Origin of the sequence: Streptomyces sp. S.PB5 (assembly GCF_030403745.1) — a bacterium.
Taxonomy (GTDB): Bacteria; Actinomycetota; Actinomycetes; order Streptomycetales; family Streptomycetaceae; genus Streptomyces.
This window is the reverse complement of record NZ_JAQMWP010000031.1, coordinates 1-16,587: the sequence shown is the minus strand read 5'-3', so window position 1 is coordinate 16,587 and position 16,587 is coordinate 1. Positions and strand designations below refer to the sequence as shown.

Genomic DNA, 16,587 nt, shown 5'->3' with positions numbered 1-16,587 from the left:
GGCGCGCCCTTCCTCATGGCCCTGCCCGCACTGCTGCTCTTCGCCCTCTTCGCGCTCGTGCCGATGGGGATCGTCGTCTACCTCAGCTTCACCCACTGGGACGGACTGGGCGGCCCCGCCTGGGCCGAAACCGACAACTGGCACGAGGCACTGACCAGTTCGGTCACCCGGAACGCCCTCTGGCTCACCGCGAAGCTCATGGTGTTCTCCTGGGTCGTCCAGACCCCGATCAGTCTCCTGCTGGGCGTCTTCGTGGCAGGCAAACAGCGCTACCGCTCCCTGTTCGCCGTCCTGTACTTCGTCCCGCTGCTGATCTCCACGGCCGCCGTCGCCGTCATCTTCAAGAACCTCCTCGACCCCAACTTCGGCCTGGGCGCGGCCCTCAACCTGCCGATCCTCGGTCAGGACTGGCTCGGCAACCCCCAACTCGCCTTCTACGCGGTGGTGTTCGTCATCGCCTGGCAGTTCGTGCCCTTCCACACACTGCTCTACCAGGCGGGCGCCCGGCAGATCCCGGCATCCCTCTACGAGGCGGCGTCGATCGACGGCGCGGGCCGCATCAAACAGTTCTGGCACATCACCCTGCCCCAACTGCGCTACACCATCGTCACCTCCTCGACCCTGATGGTGGTCGGCTCGCTCACCTACTTCGACCTGGTCTTCGTCCTCACCGGCGGCGGCCCCGGCTACGCCACCCGCATCCTGCCGCTGGACATGTACATCACCGGCTTCCAGAGCAACGAGATGGGCCTGGCCAGCGCCATCTCGGTCGTGCTCGTGGTGGCAGGCCTTCTCCTCTCCCTCGCCCTTCTCCGCTTCTCCGGCTTCAACCGGATGCGCAGCCAGCAGGCAGGTATGTGATGTCCACGCTCTCCCACGCCCCGACCGCCGATCCCGCGTCACGTGTGACACCGGCGCCCGCGGCGGCCCCCGGCCGTCTTGCCCGGCTGCGGCGCACGAACCCCCTCGGCGCCCTGGGCGGCGCGCTCTGGCTGGTGATCGTCCTCGTCCCGGTCTACTGGGTCGTCGTCACCAGCCTGCGCACCCGCGAGGGCTTCTTCGACGCCAACCCGCTCGCCCTGCCGACCAGCCCGACCCTGGACAACTACCGCCTGGTCTGGGACAACGGGTTCACCCACTACCTCCTCAACAGCCTCCTGGTCACCGTCGGCGCGACACTGCTGACCCTCGGGGTGTCCTTCCTGGCCGCGTACGCCATCGTCCGTGGCACCAGCCGGGCCCTGCGCTGGGCCTTCAGCGTCTTCCTGCTGGGCCTCGCCATCCCGCTGCAGGCCACGATCATCCCGGTGTACTACCTGATCGCCAAGGCGCAGATGTACGACACCCTCCTCGCCATCGTGCTGCCCTCGGCGGCGTTCGCCATCCCGCTCACGGTGATCATCCTCGTCAACTTCCTGCGGGACATCCCCGACGAGCTGTACGAGTCCATGCGCGCCGACGGCGCGGGCCACTGGAGGATGCTGCTCAGTCTGGCGCTGCCGTTGTCGCGCCCCGCCCTGATCACGGTCACGATCTATGACGCCCTGAACGTGTGGAACGGCTTCCTCTTCCCGCTGATCCTCACCCAGAGCCCCGACAAGCGGGTCCTGCCGCTGTTCGTGTGGAGCTTCCAGGGCGAGTTCACCATCAACATCCCCGCGATCCTCGCCGCGGTCGTCCTGTCCACACTGCCGATCCTGGCGCTCTACGTCCTCGGCCGCCGCCAGCTCATCGGCGGACTCACGGCGGGCTTCGGCAAGTGAAGGGAGACGAGATCACGCGAGGGGGAGCAGAGGGGACGGCCGCGCAGCGTGGGAATGGTTGCCTCCGACGTCAGGTTGTGCCGACATGAGCGAAGTGCAAGCGGTCGTGGCAAGTGCGTACGGCGGTCCCGAGGTGCTGTCGGTGATCGACGAGGCCGTTCCGGATGCCGGGCGGGGGCAGGTGCGCATCGCGGTCCGTGCCGCGGGCGTCAACCCGTTCGACACCAAGGTGTACAGCGGCGCCTTCGGAACCGATCCGGCGAACCTGCCGATGCGGCTCGGCGTCGAGGCGGCCGGTGTGGTGACCGCGGTCGGCGCCGACGCGACCGGTCCCGCAGGTCCGATCGAGGTCGGCGATGAGGTGATCGCCTATCGCGCGTCCGGCGCGTATGCCGCCGAACTCGTCGTCCCGGGCTCAGCGGTGGTCCCGAAGCCTGCCAACCTGTCCTGGGAGCAGGCCGGCGGGCTGATGGCCGCCGGTGTCACCGCTGTGCACGTGCTTGAGGCGATCGGCCTGGGCAAGGACGAGACGGTGCTGATCCACGGCGCGGCCGGAGGAGTCGGCTTGATGGCCGTTCAGCTGGCGGCGGCCCGCGGTGCCACGGTCCTGGGCACGGCCGGCCCCGCCAAGCACGACCTGTTGCGTGAGCTGGGAGCGATCCCGATCGCCTACGGGGCGGGCCTGGCTGACCGGGTTCGCGCGGTGGCGCCGGAGGGCCTCGACGCGGCGGCCGATCTGGTGGGCACCGACGAGGCGGTGGATGTCTCCGTGGAACTCGTCGCCGACCGTTCCCGCATCGCGACCATCGCCGGTTTCGCCCGCGGGGCGCAGGTCGGCATCAAGCTCCTCGGCGGCGCTCCCGGCGCGGATCCGGGCACGGACATCCGCGACGCCGCCCGCCTGCAACTCACCGAGGCCGCGCGGGCCGAGCGACTGCGCGTCCTGGTCGCCGGCAGCTATCCGCTTCGGGAAGCCGCAGCCGCCCATCACCAGATCAGGACCGGCCACACGACCGGAAAGATCGTCCTGGTGCCGTAGCCCGAGGGGCCAGGTACCTCTTCGACGTCTCATTCTGCTGACGTTCCCGTAGGGGTCACTCGGAGGCCGCGCGGCCGTGCTTTCCGCCAGCCGAGAACGGCTTGTCCCAAGTGGCCGCAGCCCGGTCCTGTGGCACTGGCTGCCCGGCCTCTGGCCGATATCAGCACCGTCACCGGACACCGCGGTCACAGAAGGATCCAAGTGGCGAGCTGACGGCGCGTCTTCCAGGCTGCGAGGCGGGAAGCGTACGGGGGCTCACGCGAATCCGGGCCCCCGCAACCGAACACCTTCTCCGACCGTGAACCACTGGGGTGTCACCCCGGTGCGAGTGCGGCGGGGGTTCGGGTTTCGTGGGCGCATGCCGGGTCAGCACACCCACACAAGAGAGGCCCAGCCATGACCGTCCCGCTTCCCGTGGTCTTCATCCACGGCCTTTGGCTGCACAGCACCTCCTGGCGACCGTGGATCGATCTGTTCCGCGCGGAGGGCTACGACCCTTCCGCGCCCGGGTGGCCCGGTGACCCCGACACCGTCGAGGAGGCGCGCCAGAACCCCGAGAGCGTCGCCGGATACGGCATCGATGACGTCGTGGAGCACTACGCGGCCCTCATCGAGACCCTGCCCGCCCGGCCCATCGTGATCGGTCACTCCTTCGGCGGGATGATCGCCCAGAAGCTGCTCGGCCAGGACCGGGCCGCCGCCGCGGTCGCGATCGACGCCGCACAGATCAAGGGCGTTCTGCCTCTGCCGCTGTCCGCACTGAAGGCGACGCTCCCGGTCTTCAAGAACCCGGCCAACAAGCGCCGGTCGGTCTCCCTGACCCCGGAGCAGTTCCGGTTCGCTTTCGGCAACGCCATCGCGGAGGAGGAATCGGCGGCCCTGTACGAGCGCTGGACCATCCCCGCGCCGGGCAAGCCGCTCTACGAGGCCGCCGCCGCCAACTTCAACCCCCACTCGCCCGCGAAGGTCGACACGGACAACAACGGACGCGGCCCCCTGCTGCTCATCTCCGGCGGCAAGGATCACACGGTCCCCGAGGTCGTCACCCGGGCCACCCTCAAGCAGTACCGGCACTCCGAGGCCGTCACCGACATCATCAACTTCCCCGACCGCGGGCACTCCCTGACGGTCGACGGCGGCTGGCAGGAGGTCGCGGACACCGTGCTGACCTGGCTGCGGCAGCGCAGTCCGGAGACGGCACGATGACATCGACCTCCCCGGGCACCGCAGACCCCGGTGCCGGCGCGGGTCTCGCCGGACGGACCGTCGTGGTCACCGGTGCCGGGCGCGGCATCGGACTCGCCGTGGTCGAGGCTTTCCTCGCAGCCGGCTCCCGCGTCGTCGCCGGATCGAGGGAACGTACCGAAGCCCTCGACGCACTGGTGAAGCAGGGTGCCGAACTCACCGTCGTGGAAGTCGACCTGGCGACCTCCGACGGTCCGGCGGCGCTGGTCGCCGAAGCCGTAGCGGTCCACGGCGGTGTCGACGTCCTGGTGAACAACGTCGGCGCGGTCCGGCCCAGGGTCGACGGCTTCCTGAGTGTGACGGACGAGGACTGGGAGTGGACGTTCACGGTCAACCTCATGGCCGCCGTCCGCACCACCCGGGCCGTCCTGCCCCACCTGCTCGCCACCGGCGCAGGACGCATCGTCACCGTCTCCTCCGTCAACGCCAGGCTGCCGGACCCGCTGGTCATCGACTACGGCGCGGCCAAGGCAGCGCTGACCAACTTCTGCAAGGCCCTGTCCAAGGAAGTGGGGCCGCACGGTGTGCGGGTGAACACCATCGGTCCCGGCCCGGTGGAGACGGCGCTGTGGCAGGGCGCCGGCGGTGTCGCCGCCACGGTCGCCGCGTCCCGGGGCGTCGATCCCGGTGAGGTGGCCCGCGGTGCGGCAGGCCAGTCGCTGACCGGCCGCTTCACCCGTCCGTCCGAAGTGGCCGACCTCGTCGTCTACCTCGCCGGTCCGGCGGCGGCGAACATCACCGGCGCCGACTTCATCATCGACGGCGGCCTCGTCGAGTCCCTCTGACCCGCCGTCAGGGCACGGGCCGCCACCGGCATCGCTGCTTGTCGATTACCCGCCCACACCCCTTGGAGGGGCCAGTGAGATTCCGCCTGCCCGGATCCCGCCGTCTGGCGGCCGCGGTCCTCGCGCTGACCGTCGGCCTCGGTACGACCACCCTCATAGCCGATGCCTCCGCCAGACCGGCATCGTCGGCCGGCGAGCAGATGCCCGCCGGTTTCAGCGAACACAAGACCCAGGTCGCCGGAACCGGCATCAACTACGTGATCGGCGGCCACGGCCCGACCCTGCTCCTGATCCACGGCTACCCCCAGACCTGGTACGAGTGGCACGGCATCATGCCCGCGCTCGCCGAGCACTACACCGTCATCGCCCCGGACCTGCCCGGCGCGGGCCACAGCGACACCCCGGCGTCCGGCTACGACAAGAAGACCATGGCCGCCAAGCTGCACGCACTGCTCGCGTCACTCGGCAAGGACCACGACGTGAACGTCGTCGGCCACGACATCGGCACGATGGTCGCCTACGCCTACGCCGCGCAATACCCGCACAACGTCAGGAAGCTCGTCCTCAGCGAGGCCCCGATCCCCGACCAGGGCATCTACCGGTTCCCCTCGCTCACGGCCGACGGCCCCGGCGTATGGAACTTCGGCTTCTTCTCCCTGCAGACCGGCCTCCCGGAGAGCCTGATCCGGGGCCGCGAGCTGACCTGGACATCGGGCTTCATGCGGGGCCTCGCCGTACACAAGGACGCCCTGACCCCGCACGACCTCCAGGTCTTCGCCTCCTACCTGCGCGACCCGGCACGCCTCGAAGCGAGCTTCGCGTGGTTCAGGACCTTCCCGCAGGACATCGCCGACAACGCACGGTTCCAGAAGAAGCCCCTCTCCATGCCGGTGCTCGCGATCGGCGCCTCCGGCAGCCTCGGTACGTCCGTCGCGAAGCAGGTGCGCCACTACGCCACCCACGTCACCCCGGCCGTCGTACCCGACTCCGGCCACTGGATCTACGAGGAGCACCCCGAAGAAATGACCGACCTGCTGCTGCACTTCCTGGAGGACCACCGATGACGTCAGGAGCGAAGGTGACCCGGTTCTTCCCGACCCTCGCCCCTACGGCCGAACGCGAACCCTTCTGGTTCCTCGGCGGCCAGGCCAGGATCCTGCTGCCCGGTACCGCGACCGACAACCGGCTCAGCCTGATGGAGTTCGCCGACCCTGTCGGCCACGCGCCCCCGCACCATGTCCACGAGGACGAGGAGGAGGTCTGGTTCCTCCTCGACGGCGAGGTGACGTTCTTCATCGGCGACCAGCGGCACGACCTGGTGCCCGGGCAGGTCGCGTACGGACCGCGCGGCGTCCCGCACAGCCATCTGGTGCGCTCGCCGGAAGGGGCGCGGATCGCGGTGCTGTTCAGCCCGGCCTGCATCGAGGAGTACTTCAGGGCCAACGGCACCCCCGTCGCCGAAGCGGGGGACCTGCCGCCGGAGTTCGATCTCGCGGCGGTCGTGGCCTCCGCCAACGCCTTCCATCTGCGGGTCACCGGACCACCGCCGTCCTTGTGAGTCAGACCGCCCCGCGAGAGCGGGAAAGACGAGGAGAACAGCCATGACAGGCACCGAACCCGTCCCCGTCCGTCCTTCCGCCCGCGCCGCGCACCGCAGGAAGCCGATGCTCCCGGCGATGGTCGCCGCAGCGCTGCTCACGATCCCGGCACTGACCGCCGCCACGCCCACCGGCGCCGCAACCGCCGCCAAGGCGGTCACGGAGTCAACCGCACCGAGCACCCCAAGGCCCACCGTGGTCCTCGTCCACGGCGCGTTCGCCGATTCGTCGAGCTGGGACGCGGTCACGTCACGACTCCAGCGGCAGGGCTACCCGGTCATCGGTGTCGCGAACCCGCTCCGCGGTCTGGCCGGCGACTCGGCCTACGTATCGAGTGTCCTGGACACCATCGCGGGGCCGGTCGTGCTGGTCGGCCACTCCTACGGAGGCGCCGTCATCACCGACGCCGCGGTCGGCCACCCCAATGTCAAAGCCCTGGTGTACATCGCCGCGTTCGCACCCGACCAGGGCGAGTCCGGCCTGGCGATCCTCGGAAAGTACCCGGGCAGCCAGCTTCCACCGGCGCTCACGGTCCGGCCCTTCCCGGGCGGCCAGGACGCCTACGTCACCCCCACGGACTTCCGCCAGGTCTTCGCCGCCGACGTACCGGCCGGCAAGGCCCGCCTGATGGCGGCCGGGCAACGGCCCGTGGCGCTGGCCGCCTTCGAGGAACCCAGCAGCACGCCGGCATGGAAGACCATTCCTTCCTGGTTCCTGGTCGCGGGCGCCGACCACGCCATCCCACCCGCCGCCGAGCAGGCGATGGCCCAGCGCGCGGGGTCTCACACCGAGGTGATCCGCACCGCCTCGCACGCGGTCCTCGTCTCCCACCCCCACGCGACCGCGCACCTCATCGCAACCGCCGCCCGCGCCACTTCTTGACCCGGCACCACTCTCATCCGTCAATCTCCGAAGGGAACCGACATGCCCTACATCACGGTCGGACAGGAGAACTCCACCGACATCGAGCTGTACTACGAGGATCAAGGAAGCGGACAACCCGTCGTCCTGATTCACGGCTACCCGCTCGACGGCCACTCCTGGGAGAAACAGCTCCCGGCCCTGCTCGACGCCGGCCACCGGGTCATCACCTACGACCGGCGCGGCTTCGGCCGGTCCTCGCAGCCGACCACGGGTTACGACTACGGCACCTTCGCCGCCGACCTCGACACACTGCTGACCGAGCTCGACCTCACCGACGCGGTACTCGTCGGATTCTCCATGGGCACGGGAGAAGTCGGCCGCTACCTCGGCACGTACGGCTCACAGCGCATCTCCAAGGCCGCCTTCCTGGCCTCCCTCGAACCCTTTCTGCTCAAGACCGACGACAACCCAGGCGGCGTCGACCAGTCGGTTTTCGACGGAATCCTGGCGGCGGTCACCAAAGACCGCTACGCCTACTTCACCAGCTTCTACGAGGCGTTCTACAACCTCGACGAGACGCTCGGCAGCCGCATCAGCGAAGAGGCCGTGCGGGCCAGCTGGAACGTGGCGGCGGGGGCGTCGGCGTACGCGTCGGTGGCGTGCGTGCCCACCTGGCTCACCGACTTCCGCGCTGACGTCGCCGAGATCGACGTACCGACGTTGATCCTGCACGGCACGGCAGACCGGATCCTGCCGGTCGACGCCACCGGGCGGCCCTTCCACGCGCTGCTGCCTTCGGCGCAGTACGTCGAGGTCGAGGGCGCCCCGCACGGTCTGCTGTGGACGCACGCCGAGGAGGTGAACGCGGCGCTGCTGGCCTTCCTGAGCAAGTGACGCCAGTCGATGTGACCAGCGTGAAGCAGAGTCAGCCTTCGGTCGCCGAGCCCTGTTCGCCGATCGTGCGGGGGATCTGCCTGCGGGAGGTGATGCCGAGCTTGCGGAACACCCTGCTCAGATGGAACTCGACGGTCGACGCCGTGACGAACAACCTGGTCGCGATCTCCGAGTTGGTCAGCCCGGCGGCCGCCATGGAGGCCACCTGCCGTTCCCGCGAAGTGAGATCGAACCTGGTCTCCTCGGACCGCCTGCGGGCCCTCGCCCCGGTGGCGAGCAGCTCCAGCCGGGCACGCTCGGTGTACGGCGTCGCACCGAAGGCGTCGAAGCTCTCGTACGCGGCACGCAGCTGCGTCCTGGCGTCGGAGCGTCGCCTGCAGCGGCGCAGCCACTCGCCGAACAGGAGTCGCGCGCGGGCCTGTTCCAGGGCCAGTGGACTCTGATGCAACAGGTCGAGCGACTCCTGGTAGAACTTCTCCGCGTCGTCGCCGTCGGCTGTCAGCGCCCGGCCCAGGGCCAGGCTGCCCAGTGCCCAAGGGGTGGCGGCGAGCGGGGCGCGTTCCTCCAGCCGGGCCAGGGCTTCGCTCGCGCCGGCTCGGTCCCCGGTGCGGACACAGGCCTCGACGAGCTGCGTCAGGATGAGGTTGCCGCAGGCCGGTGGGTCCTTCTCGAAGACCGTGCGCGCGTGTTTCAGCGCCTGCCCGTAGCGGCCCTGGCCCAGCTCGAACAGGGTCAGGGCGTGCTGCGCCAGGAGTTGGAGCACGCCGTGGCCCAGGCTGCCCATCTCCGCGGTCCGCCGCACTGCCGAGCGCAGCTCCTCCTCGTGGCCGGTGAGGGCGAACAGGTGGAGCCGGTTGATGTCCCCGCCGCCGGGGAAGCCGGTGTCGGCGGCGATGTCGTCGAACTCGGCGTAGCGGACCTCCGCCTCCCCGAACCGCCCGTCCCACAGGTCGTAGCGCGCCTGGACGAGCAGCGTGATGCTCAGCGCGTACAGTGCGCCGGTGCCGCGGTCGGCCGCCGCCAGGCGGTCGGTGAGGTCACGCCCGGCCTGGACCTCCCACAGATCGTCACAGGCCATGGACAGCATCACCGCGAAGGGACTGCGCGCGTCACGGATCGTGCGGCCGCGCCGCAATCCGTCCAGTGCGGTGCGCAGCGCCGGCGCGCCGTGCTCGTACCCTTCGGCCACGCGACGCGCCAGACCCTCCATCAGAAGGTCGCGGCCGTCCGCGGTGTGCTGCCGCGCGGCGATGGCCGCCGCCGCGACCTCGGCAGGCGACGTGCCCTGCGTGCAGTCGTGGGCGACCAGTGCGGCGTGGAGCGCCTCGCAGAGCAGCTCCCAGGACAGCCCTGGGTCCCGGGAGCCGAGCCTGGTCACGGCGGCCATGAGCATCGCGGGGACGTCGGCCACAGCGATCCTGAACATCTGCGCGGTCGCCCGTATCCGCAGCTCGCGTGCGCCCAGCACCGGGCCACGGATGTCGGCGGACGCGAGATCCAGAGCGGTCTGCGCCGCCGACGGGTCGCCGGACATCAGATGGGCCTGCGCCGCGTCGAGCAGGCGCTCGGCTCGTGTGTCCGGGGCTTTGGTGAAGGCCGCGGCGCGGGACAGGAACAGGGCTTGCTGGGAGTAGCCGCCGCGGGAGCGGGCTCGCTCGGAGGCTGCTTCAAGATCGTCGGCCACGTCGTCGTCCACGCCCTCGGCTGCCTCGGCCAGGTGCCAGGCGCGGCGGTCGGCATCGCGTACGGGGTCGCAGGCCGCGGCGAGTGCCGCGTGCGCCCGGCGCCGTTCCTCGGGTGGGCCTGCCGCGTACAGCGTCGAGCGGATCAGGGGATGGCGGAAGGCCGGCGGGGTGCCCCGGCCGAGGATTCCGGCGGCGATCGCCGGTTGCACGGCGCGGGCCGACAGCCCCAGCCGCCCGGCGGCTCGCCACATCATCGCCGTGTCGCCCGCGGGGACCGTGGCGAGGAGCAGCAACAGGGTCGTGGTCTCGGGCGGCATGGCGTGGACCAGGCGTCGGAAATGGCCTTCGAGCAGTCGGCTGGCCGGCAGGGGATCGGGCAACGGCGTGATGCCGGCCAGTTGTTCGGCGGCGAGGGCGTCGGTCAGTTCCAGCAAGGCGAGCGGATTGCCGCCGGTGCCGACGACGATCCGCTCGGCCACCGCCGTATCCACCCGGCGGGTGGTGAAGGAAAGCAGGGACTTGGCCTCCCTTTCCGGCAGACCGGTCACGCAGTGCACGCTCAATGCCTCGAACAGTCCGGTGTCCTCGGGCCCGTCCCGAAGAGCGATGATCATGCCCAGGGAGTCGGCGTGCAGTCGGCGAGCGGTGAAGGCGAGCGCCTCGGCCGATTCCCGGTCCAGCCAGTGAGCGTCGTCCACCAGCAACAACAGCGGCTGCTCCGCGGTGGCGTCCGACAACAGCGTCAGCGTCGCGAGCCCGACCAGGTAGCGGTCCGCGGGCGGCCCCGCCACCAGGCCCAGGGCCGTGTCCAGCGCGGCCCGCTGCGGCCCGGGCAGCCGGTCCTTCCGGTTCAGGAACGGCCGCAGCAACCGGTGCAGCGCGCCGAAGCCGAGACTGGTCTCGGTCTCGACCGGGGTCAGGCGGATCACACGCAGTTCGGCGGCGTGATCTGCGGCGTACTCCAAGAGCCGGGTCTTGCCGATCCCGGCCTCGCCGGTCAGCACGAGGACGGCACTGAGGCCGTCGCGCACGGTGTCGAGCAGACGCCCGATGGCTTCGCGTTCGCTGTGGCGGCCGACTATCGGCGGCCCGGGTGCCTGGTGGGCGTCGTTCCACGCCATGGGACGGATCCCCCCTGTCGACGTTCTGACGTGGGGAACGCTAGGAGCGACGTGCGGGCGGTATCGAGCGTCATGTGACGGTGCTCAGTGCAGTGTGCTGACCACCGTTCGCAGCTCGGCGCGCGAGACGACGCCCAGTTTGGGGAAGATCCGGTGGAGATGTGAGCTGACGGTCCGGTGCGACAGGTAGAGCCGCTGCCCTATCTCGCGGTTGGTCAGACCGTCGGCGGCGAGCTGGACGATCTGGAGTTCGTGGGCGGTCAACTGGTCCCGGGCGTCCGGGGCCCGGCGGCGGCTGGTCTCGCCCGAGGCGCGCAGTTCGCGGCGGGCCCTCTCGCCCCAGGGGATCGCGCCGAGCGCGTCGAACATGTCCCGGGCGGCCCGGAGATGGTCGCGGGACTCGACACTGCGCCGTCTGCGCCGCAGCCATTCGCCGTACGCCAGGTGGGTACGGGCTCTGATCAGGGGCCAGGCGCCGAGGTCGGCGCTCAACGCGTCCCCGAAGAGCGGGTCGGCGTCCTCGTCGGCGGCCAGCAGCGCCCGGACCAGGCGCAGTTCGGCATGCAGGACCGGCGCGGAGGTCACCGTGGCGACCTCCTCCAGTTCCGTGACGATCGCCGGCACGGTCTCCAGCCGCCCGCAGTGCGTGGCCGCGTCGACGAGGTCGCCGACGACCGTCAGCCGCAGGGCGACCTGGTACGCGGGGTCCACCGGATCGTGCAGGCGGCGGAAATGGGCCAGGGCTTCCTCGAAGCGCCCCGCGCCGAGCGCGGCCAGCCCGCGCGCCATCGACGCGGTGGCCAGCACCGGACGCGCCCCGGCCGGCAGCGCGATCTCCTCCGCCTCCTCCGCCAGCTCCAGGGCGGAGTCCACCTCACCGCGCAGCGCGGCCAGCTTGGCCGCGGTGGCGGTCATCAACGCGTACATCATCGTCTGGCTGGTTTCGCGCGCCAGCCGTCGTGACTCCTCGGTCGCGGCGATCGCCGCGCCGAGATCGCCGACCACGAGAGCGCTCCAGGCGTCCGCGCCCACCGTCCGGGCCAGCAGCCCCAGGCGTCCCTGGGCGCGCAGCGGAGCGCCGCCGGCCGTCGAGAACGCCCGCGCCAGGTCGAAACCGCCGACGAGGAGCGAGGCGGTGCTGAGCATGCGGTAGGCGCGGCCGTCATCGCCCTCCTTCAGGGCGACGTGCCGGGCCCGTTCCAGGACGAAGGTCCCGCGTTCGACCGGCGCGGCGTAGGCACAGATGGCCAGGCGCCACGGGTCGAGTTCGTCGAGCCCCATGCGCTCCACGGCCTCCAGTACCGCACGGCGCCCCTCCGGGCCCGGATCGGACCAGAAGCACAACTGCGCGGCGCTCCACAGGATCCGCAACGCAAGCGCACGGTCCTCCATGGCCATCTCCTCGGCGAGGGCCGTCAGCGAGTGGGCGCCCGAGGCGTGGCTGTGCAGTCCCTCGTCGAAGCTGCCGCGCAGCCAGACGACCGTGGCGTGCTGCCGCCGCGACAAGGGCCCGGTAAGTGCCTGGTCCAGCAGCCGGTTCACCGTCTCGGGCCGGCCGAGTTCGACGGCGAAGTCGGCGGCGTGCAGCAGCCGTTCCGCCCTGCGCCCGGTGTCCTCGCTGAGTGCGGCCGCCTGTTCGAGTGCGGTGACGGCCGCCGCGATGCCGCCACGGTGTGCGGCCCGATGAGCTGCGTCCTCCAACGCCACGGCGACGCTCTCGTCCGGGTCGTCGGCCGCGGCGGCCCGGTGCCGCAACTGCCGGTCGGGTTGTTCGTCGAGTACGGCGGCGAGCGCGGCATGAGCGGCGTGGCGGACCTCAGCGGGCATGGTCTGGTGGATCGCCGACCGCATCAGCGGATGCCCGAAGCGAAGCTCCGCGCCCACGACGTGGACGAGCCGGGAGCGTACGGCAGGGTCGAGTTCCGCGGTTCCTGCCGCCACGCCGGTGAACTGCCGGGTCGCGCGGTAGATCTCGGGGAGCGACGGGCTGTCGTCGAGGGCTGCGATCCGCAGCAGACTGCGGGTGATCTCGGGCAGGGATTCCAGACGGTCGGTGAAGGCCCGTTCGAGGCGCTCGGTGAGCGGCAGCTGGGACAGGTGGGGATCGGCCGACGCACCTAGGGTGCGGGAGAGTTCGGTCAGTGCCAGGGGGTTCCCGGCCGCCTCGGCCAGCAGGCGGCGATGCGCGGTCGGCCGCAGCTTCGGTGCATGGTCCGCCAGAAGCTGCGTGGCCTGGGCGTCCGTGAGCGGGGTCAGGGGTACGGAGGTGAGTTCGTCCGAGCTGAGACGTGACCGGTAGCCGTCGCGGGCGGCTCCCACCAGGACCACCGGCTCCGCGCCGACCCTTCGCGCCACGAAGGCGAGGACGCTGACGGTGGCGTCGTCGAGCCACTGAGCATCGTCGACCAGGACCAGCACAGGTGCGGCCGCGGCGGCGTCGGCCAGGAGGTTGAGAACCGCCAGACCCACCAGGAAGACGTCGGGGACACCGGTCTCGGCGTGTCCGAGAGCGGTGTCCAATGCCTGCCGGTGCGATACGGCGAGGTCGGCGGCTCCTGTGACGAGCGGCCGCAGGATGAGCTGCAGACCGGCGTAGGGGATGTCGCTCTCGGCCTCGACCCCGCTGGTGCGCAGGATCTGGTAGCCGAGTTCCTCGGCGAGTGCGGCGGTCCGGGTGAGCAGTGCCGTCTTCCCGATACCGGGCGCACCCTGGACGAGCACCGCGGCTCCGTGGCTGCGCGGCTCGGCCAGCAGCCGGCGCAACAACTGCAACTGGTCGTCGCGACCGATGAGCTCCACGTTCCCCCCATCAGACCAGGTCGCCGGACCCGGTCTGTCCGAAGGTCAGGGTACTGTGCCGCGTCCGACGACCTGAAGAACGGCCCGGGCCGCGACAGACCCGTTTCCCTGCCCGGCAGCGCTGCTGCCACCGGCCTGGACCAGCGGTCCGAGTGCTGAGGTTTTCGTCCTGGGTGAAGGTGAAGTGGTGTGGTTCAACCGTCCGTTCAAGGCATGTCCACGGAAGGCGGATACGAGCCGGTCCGGTAGCGGCTGCGGAATTCGGCGAGGACTTGGTCGCTCGCTTCGGCGCCGGCGCTCACGGCGGCATGGACGTCGCGGAAGTAGTTCTCGTAGCCGGCCGGGGTGTACAGGCACAGGGCTCGCGCGGTAGCCGGGCCTTTGTTGCGGAAGCCGTGAGGGGTGCCGCGGGTCGCGGCGAGGAGAGACCCGGGGCCGGCGGTCACCTCGCCGTCCCCGGTGTGGAGGGTCAACTCGCCTTCCAGCACGTAGAAGTACTCGTCATGTGCTTCGTGTACGTGGGGTCTGGCTCCGATGGTGCCCGGTGCGAGGCTGAACTCCTCGAAGGCGAGACGTCCCTCCGTCTGCTCGCTGGTGAGTCGGAAGAAGTGCGCGACACCGGCGACGTCTATGAGCTCGCCCTCCGAGGGGCGGCGCAGAAGCGGACGAGGCGCTTTGGGGGAAGGACTGTCGGTCATGGGGTCATTGTGGCCCGGCGATTCCGCTTGATCGCTTCAGGTTGTGGAGGCTGCACCGGAGCACACGTCGACGTCGGACTCGGGAGCGCCGCGTGAACTCGGCGTGGCGGCATGCCGCCGCAGTGGCAGCTCCGGCGGCACGCGTCGTTGCCCGGTGCCCCCTTCGCCACGGCTCTGGCGAAGGAGAGGTGAGGTGAGGTTGCGTGCGATGGGTCAGAGGGTCGTGCAGGTGTTGCTGTTGAGGGTGTACGTGGTCGGCGCGGCCGTGTTGCCGGTGTGGACGGCCTGGAAGCCGATGGTCACGGAAGCGCCCGGCGCGATGGTCGCGTTGTGGGAGACGTTCTTGGCGGTCACCTGGCCGGAGGTGGGGGAGTAGTCGGCGTTCCAGCCGGAGGTGATGGCCTGGCCGGCGGGCAGGGTGAAGGCCAGTGACCAGCCGTTGATCGTGGTGGTGCCGGTGTTGGTGATGGTGATGTTCGAGGTCAGACCGCTGTTCCAGGCACTGATGGTGTCGGTGACGCGGCAGGAGGCGGTTCCTGGTGACGGGTCGGAGGTCTGGAACTGCGTGAAGAACTTCCACACCTCGCCCGGCAGCCAGCTCCGGCCGCTGTCACCGGGGGCTCCGTCCTGCGGGGCGGCGATGTGTCCTTCGTCGAACGCGGCCCAGGCGACCGGGTGTCCGGCCGAGCATCCCGTGTAGGTGGTGATCCGGTGGGTGAGGCTGCCCTGCGCGGGTTCGGGCGGGTTCTGGGGAGTGCAGCCGTTGTTCTGGACGAACCTGTCGCGCATCGCCCGTCCGCCGGAGATGCCGAGGACGTTGTCCCTGAGTCCGTGCACCCCGAGGTAGGCGATGGGCTGGGTGCCGCCGCTGCAACCGCTGAGCTGTCCGCCGCTCTGGACCGCGACGGCGCGGAAGACGGTGGCGCGGGAGCACGCGAGGGAGTACGACATGGCGGCGCCGTAGCTGAAGCCGAGGGCGAAGCGCTGCGTGGTGTCGACGCAGAGGTCCGCCTCGATCCGGCGGATCATGTCGTCGACGAAGGTGATGTCCTCGCCGCCGGAGTTGGCCCAGCCGTTGTTGAGGCCTTGCGGGGCGACGAAGATGGCGCTGTTGTTCGCCAGCCGCTGGAGTCCGTAGTAGGCCCAGGTGCCCGTCTCCACGGTGCGGCCCGTGGCCACGTCCGTGGAGGTGCCGCCCAGCCAGTGGAACCCGAAGATCAGTCGGTGGGCGTGGTTGCGGTCGTAGCCGTCCGGGATGCGCAGGATGAAGGTGCGGTTCTTGCCACCACTCTGGATCGTGTAGGTGCCGCTCGTCAGGGTGGGCGCCTTGCCGCAGCCCGGGCTCGCGGCCGCGGCGCGCAGGGGCGCGGTGTCCGTGCCGGCGGCGGTGGGCCGGGTGCTCTCGGTCTGGCCGCGGCCCAGTGCGGTGCCGCCCAGGCTCAGGACGACCAGGACCGCGACCACGGCGGACCGTAAGAGAGTTCTTGTGCTCGTCATGAAGCTCCTCCTCGTGAAGCGTCGTTGCTCATGCGCGGGACCACTTCTGGTTGGCCTGGCCGTTGCAGGTCCACAGGACCAGCGGGGTCCCGTTGGCGGTGGCGGCTCCGTTGGCGTCGAGGCACAGCCCGGCGTTGACGTTGCGGATCGTCCCGTCGGAGCCGACGGTCCATTTCTGGTTGTTCTGGCCGTTGCAGGGCCAGGTGATGACGCGGGTGCCGTTGGCGGTGCCCTGGTTGTAGGCGTCCAGGCACTTGTCGCCGTAGACGCGGATCTCGCCGCCCGTCCAGGTGGTCCACAGCTGGTTGGCTGCGGTGTGGCAGTCCCAGAGCAGCGCCGTGGCCCCGGCGGCGGTGGAGGCGTTGTCGACGTCCACGCAGCGGCCGGAGGCGGTGCCGCGCAGGCGTGAGGTGGTGGCGGTCAGCGGGCTGCCCCCGGTCACTCGGAACGCGGCGACACCGTGCGCCGGGACGCTCGCCGAGATCTGGCCGGAGGTGCTCGACGTCCCGCCGGTCCACAGGTCGGTGAGGGTGAACGATCCGCCGGTGAGGCCGACCTGCGCGGCGTTGGTGGTGATCGTCGCGGTGCTGTCGCCCCGG

Annotated in this window: 14 protein-coding genes; 9 read left to right on the top strand and 5 right to left on the bottom strand. The window is 70.6% G+C overall.

Annotated features, from left to right (window positions below; translation table 11 throughout):
• Window positions 1-15 precede the first annotated feature (15 nt).
• The 9 genes from PH203_RS45605 (at window position 16) to PH203_RS45565 (ending at window position 8,188) form a co-directional block, all read left to right on the top strand.
• Window positions 16-861 carry a sugar ABC transporter permease gene (locus PH203_RS45605; protein ID WP_289928521.1) on the top strand — a complete coding sequence of 282 codons (846 nt, stop codon included), beginning with the start codon at window positions 16-18 and terminating at the stop codon, window positions 859-861.
• Window positions 861-1,763 (top strand): carbohydrate ABC transporter permease, encoded by a 903-nt coding sequence (locus PH203_RS45600; protein ID WP_289928423.1) that lies wholly within the window; start codon window positions 861-863, stop codon window positions 1,761-1,763. Before PH203_RS45605 ends, PH203_RS45600 begins: the two co-directional genes overlap by 1 nt.
• Window positions 1,764-1,869: 106 nt before the next feature.
• Entirely contained in the window at window positions 1,870-2,802 is a 933-nt protein-coding gene (locus PH203_RS45595) for an NADP-dependent oxidoreductase (protein ID WP_289928520.1), read from the top strand.
• Between the two features lie 396 nt (window positions 2,803-3,198).
• The gene (locus PH203_RS45590; protein ID WP_289928421.1) at window positions 3,199-4,008 is read left to right on the top strand and encodes an alpha/beta hydrolase; all 810 of its coding nucleotides are present in this window, start codon (window positions 3,199-3,201) and stop codon (window positions 4,006-4,008) included.
• On the top strand, window positions 4,005-4,832 hold the full coding sequence (locus PH203_RS45585) for an SDR family NAD(P)-dependent oxidoreductase (RefSeq protein WP_289928420.1): 828 nt from the start codon (window positions 4,005-4,007) through the stop codon (window positions 4,830-4,832). Before PH203_RS45590 ends, PH203_RS45585 begins: the two co-directional genes overlap by 4 nt.
• A 74-nt stretch (window positions 4,833-4,906) precedes the next feature.
• A complete protein-coding gene (locus tag PH203_RS45580; protein WP_289928418.1) occupies window positions 4,907-5,896 on the top strand; it encodes an alpha/beta hydrolase in 990 nt (329 codons plus the stop codon).
• Complete coding sequence (locus tag PH203_RS45575; protein WP_289928416.1) at window positions 5,893-6,390, top strand: cupin domain-containing protein; 498 nt, start codon at window positions 5,893-5,895, stop codon at window positions 6,388-6,390. Before PH203_RS45580 ends, PH203_RS45575 begins: the two co-directional genes overlap by 4 nt.
• Before the next feature lie 43 nt (window positions 6,391-6,433).
• On the top strand, window positions 6,434-7,312 hold the full coding sequence (locus tag PH203_RS45570; protein ID WP_289928415.1) for an alpha/beta hydrolase: 879 nt from the start codon (window positions 6,434-6,436) through the stop codon (window positions 7,310-7,312).
• 42 nt (window positions 7,313-7,354) lie between these two features.
• Window positions 7,355-8,188 carry an alpha/beta hydrolase gene (locus PH203_RS45565; RefSeq protein ID WP_289928414.1) on the top strand — a complete coding sequence of 278 codons (834 nt, stop codon included), beginning with the start codon at window positions 7,355-7,357 and terminating at the stop codon, window positions 8,186-8,188.
• A 31-nt stretch (window positions 8,189-8,219) separates the two neighbouring features.
• Here the strand turns inward: PH203_RS45565 and PH203_RS45560 are convergent, their stop codons facing one another.
• The 5 genes from PH203_RS45560 to PH203_RS45540 form a co-directional block, all read right to left on the bottom strand.
• On the bottom strand, window positions 8,220-10,994 hold the full coding sequence (locus tag PH203_RS45560) for a LuxR family transcriptional regulator (protein WP_289928412.1): 2,775 nt from the start codon (window positions 10,992-10,994) through the stop codon (window positions 8,220-8,222).
• Between the two features lie 84 nt (window positions 10,995-11,078).
• On the bottom strand, window positions 11,079-13,793 hold the full coding sequence (locus tag PH203_RS45555; protein ID WP_289928411.1) for an AAA family ATPase: 2,715 nt from the start codon (window positions 13,791-13,793) through the stop codon (window positions 11,079-11,081).
• Window positions 13,794-13,999: 206 nt separating this feature from the next.
• Window positions 14,000-14,491: a cupin domain-containing protein gene (locus PH203_RS45550; protein ID WP_289928410.1), complete on the bottom strand. Its 492-nt coding sequence runs from the start codon at window positions 14,489-14,491 to the stop codon at window positions 14,000-14,002.
• A gap of 213 nt (window positions 14,492-14,704) precedes the next feature.
• A complete protein-coding gene (locus tag PH203_RS45545; RefSeq protein WP_289928408.1) occupies window positions 14,705-15,988 on the bottom strand; it encodes a cellulose binding domain-containing protein in 1,284 nt (427 codons plus the stop codon).
• Window positions 15,989-16,016: 28 nt separating this feature from the next.
• A partial coding sequence (locus PH203_RS45540; protein WP_289928406.1) for an RICIN domain-containing protein occupies window positions 16,017-16,587 on the bottom strand: 571 nt, incomplete at its 5' end.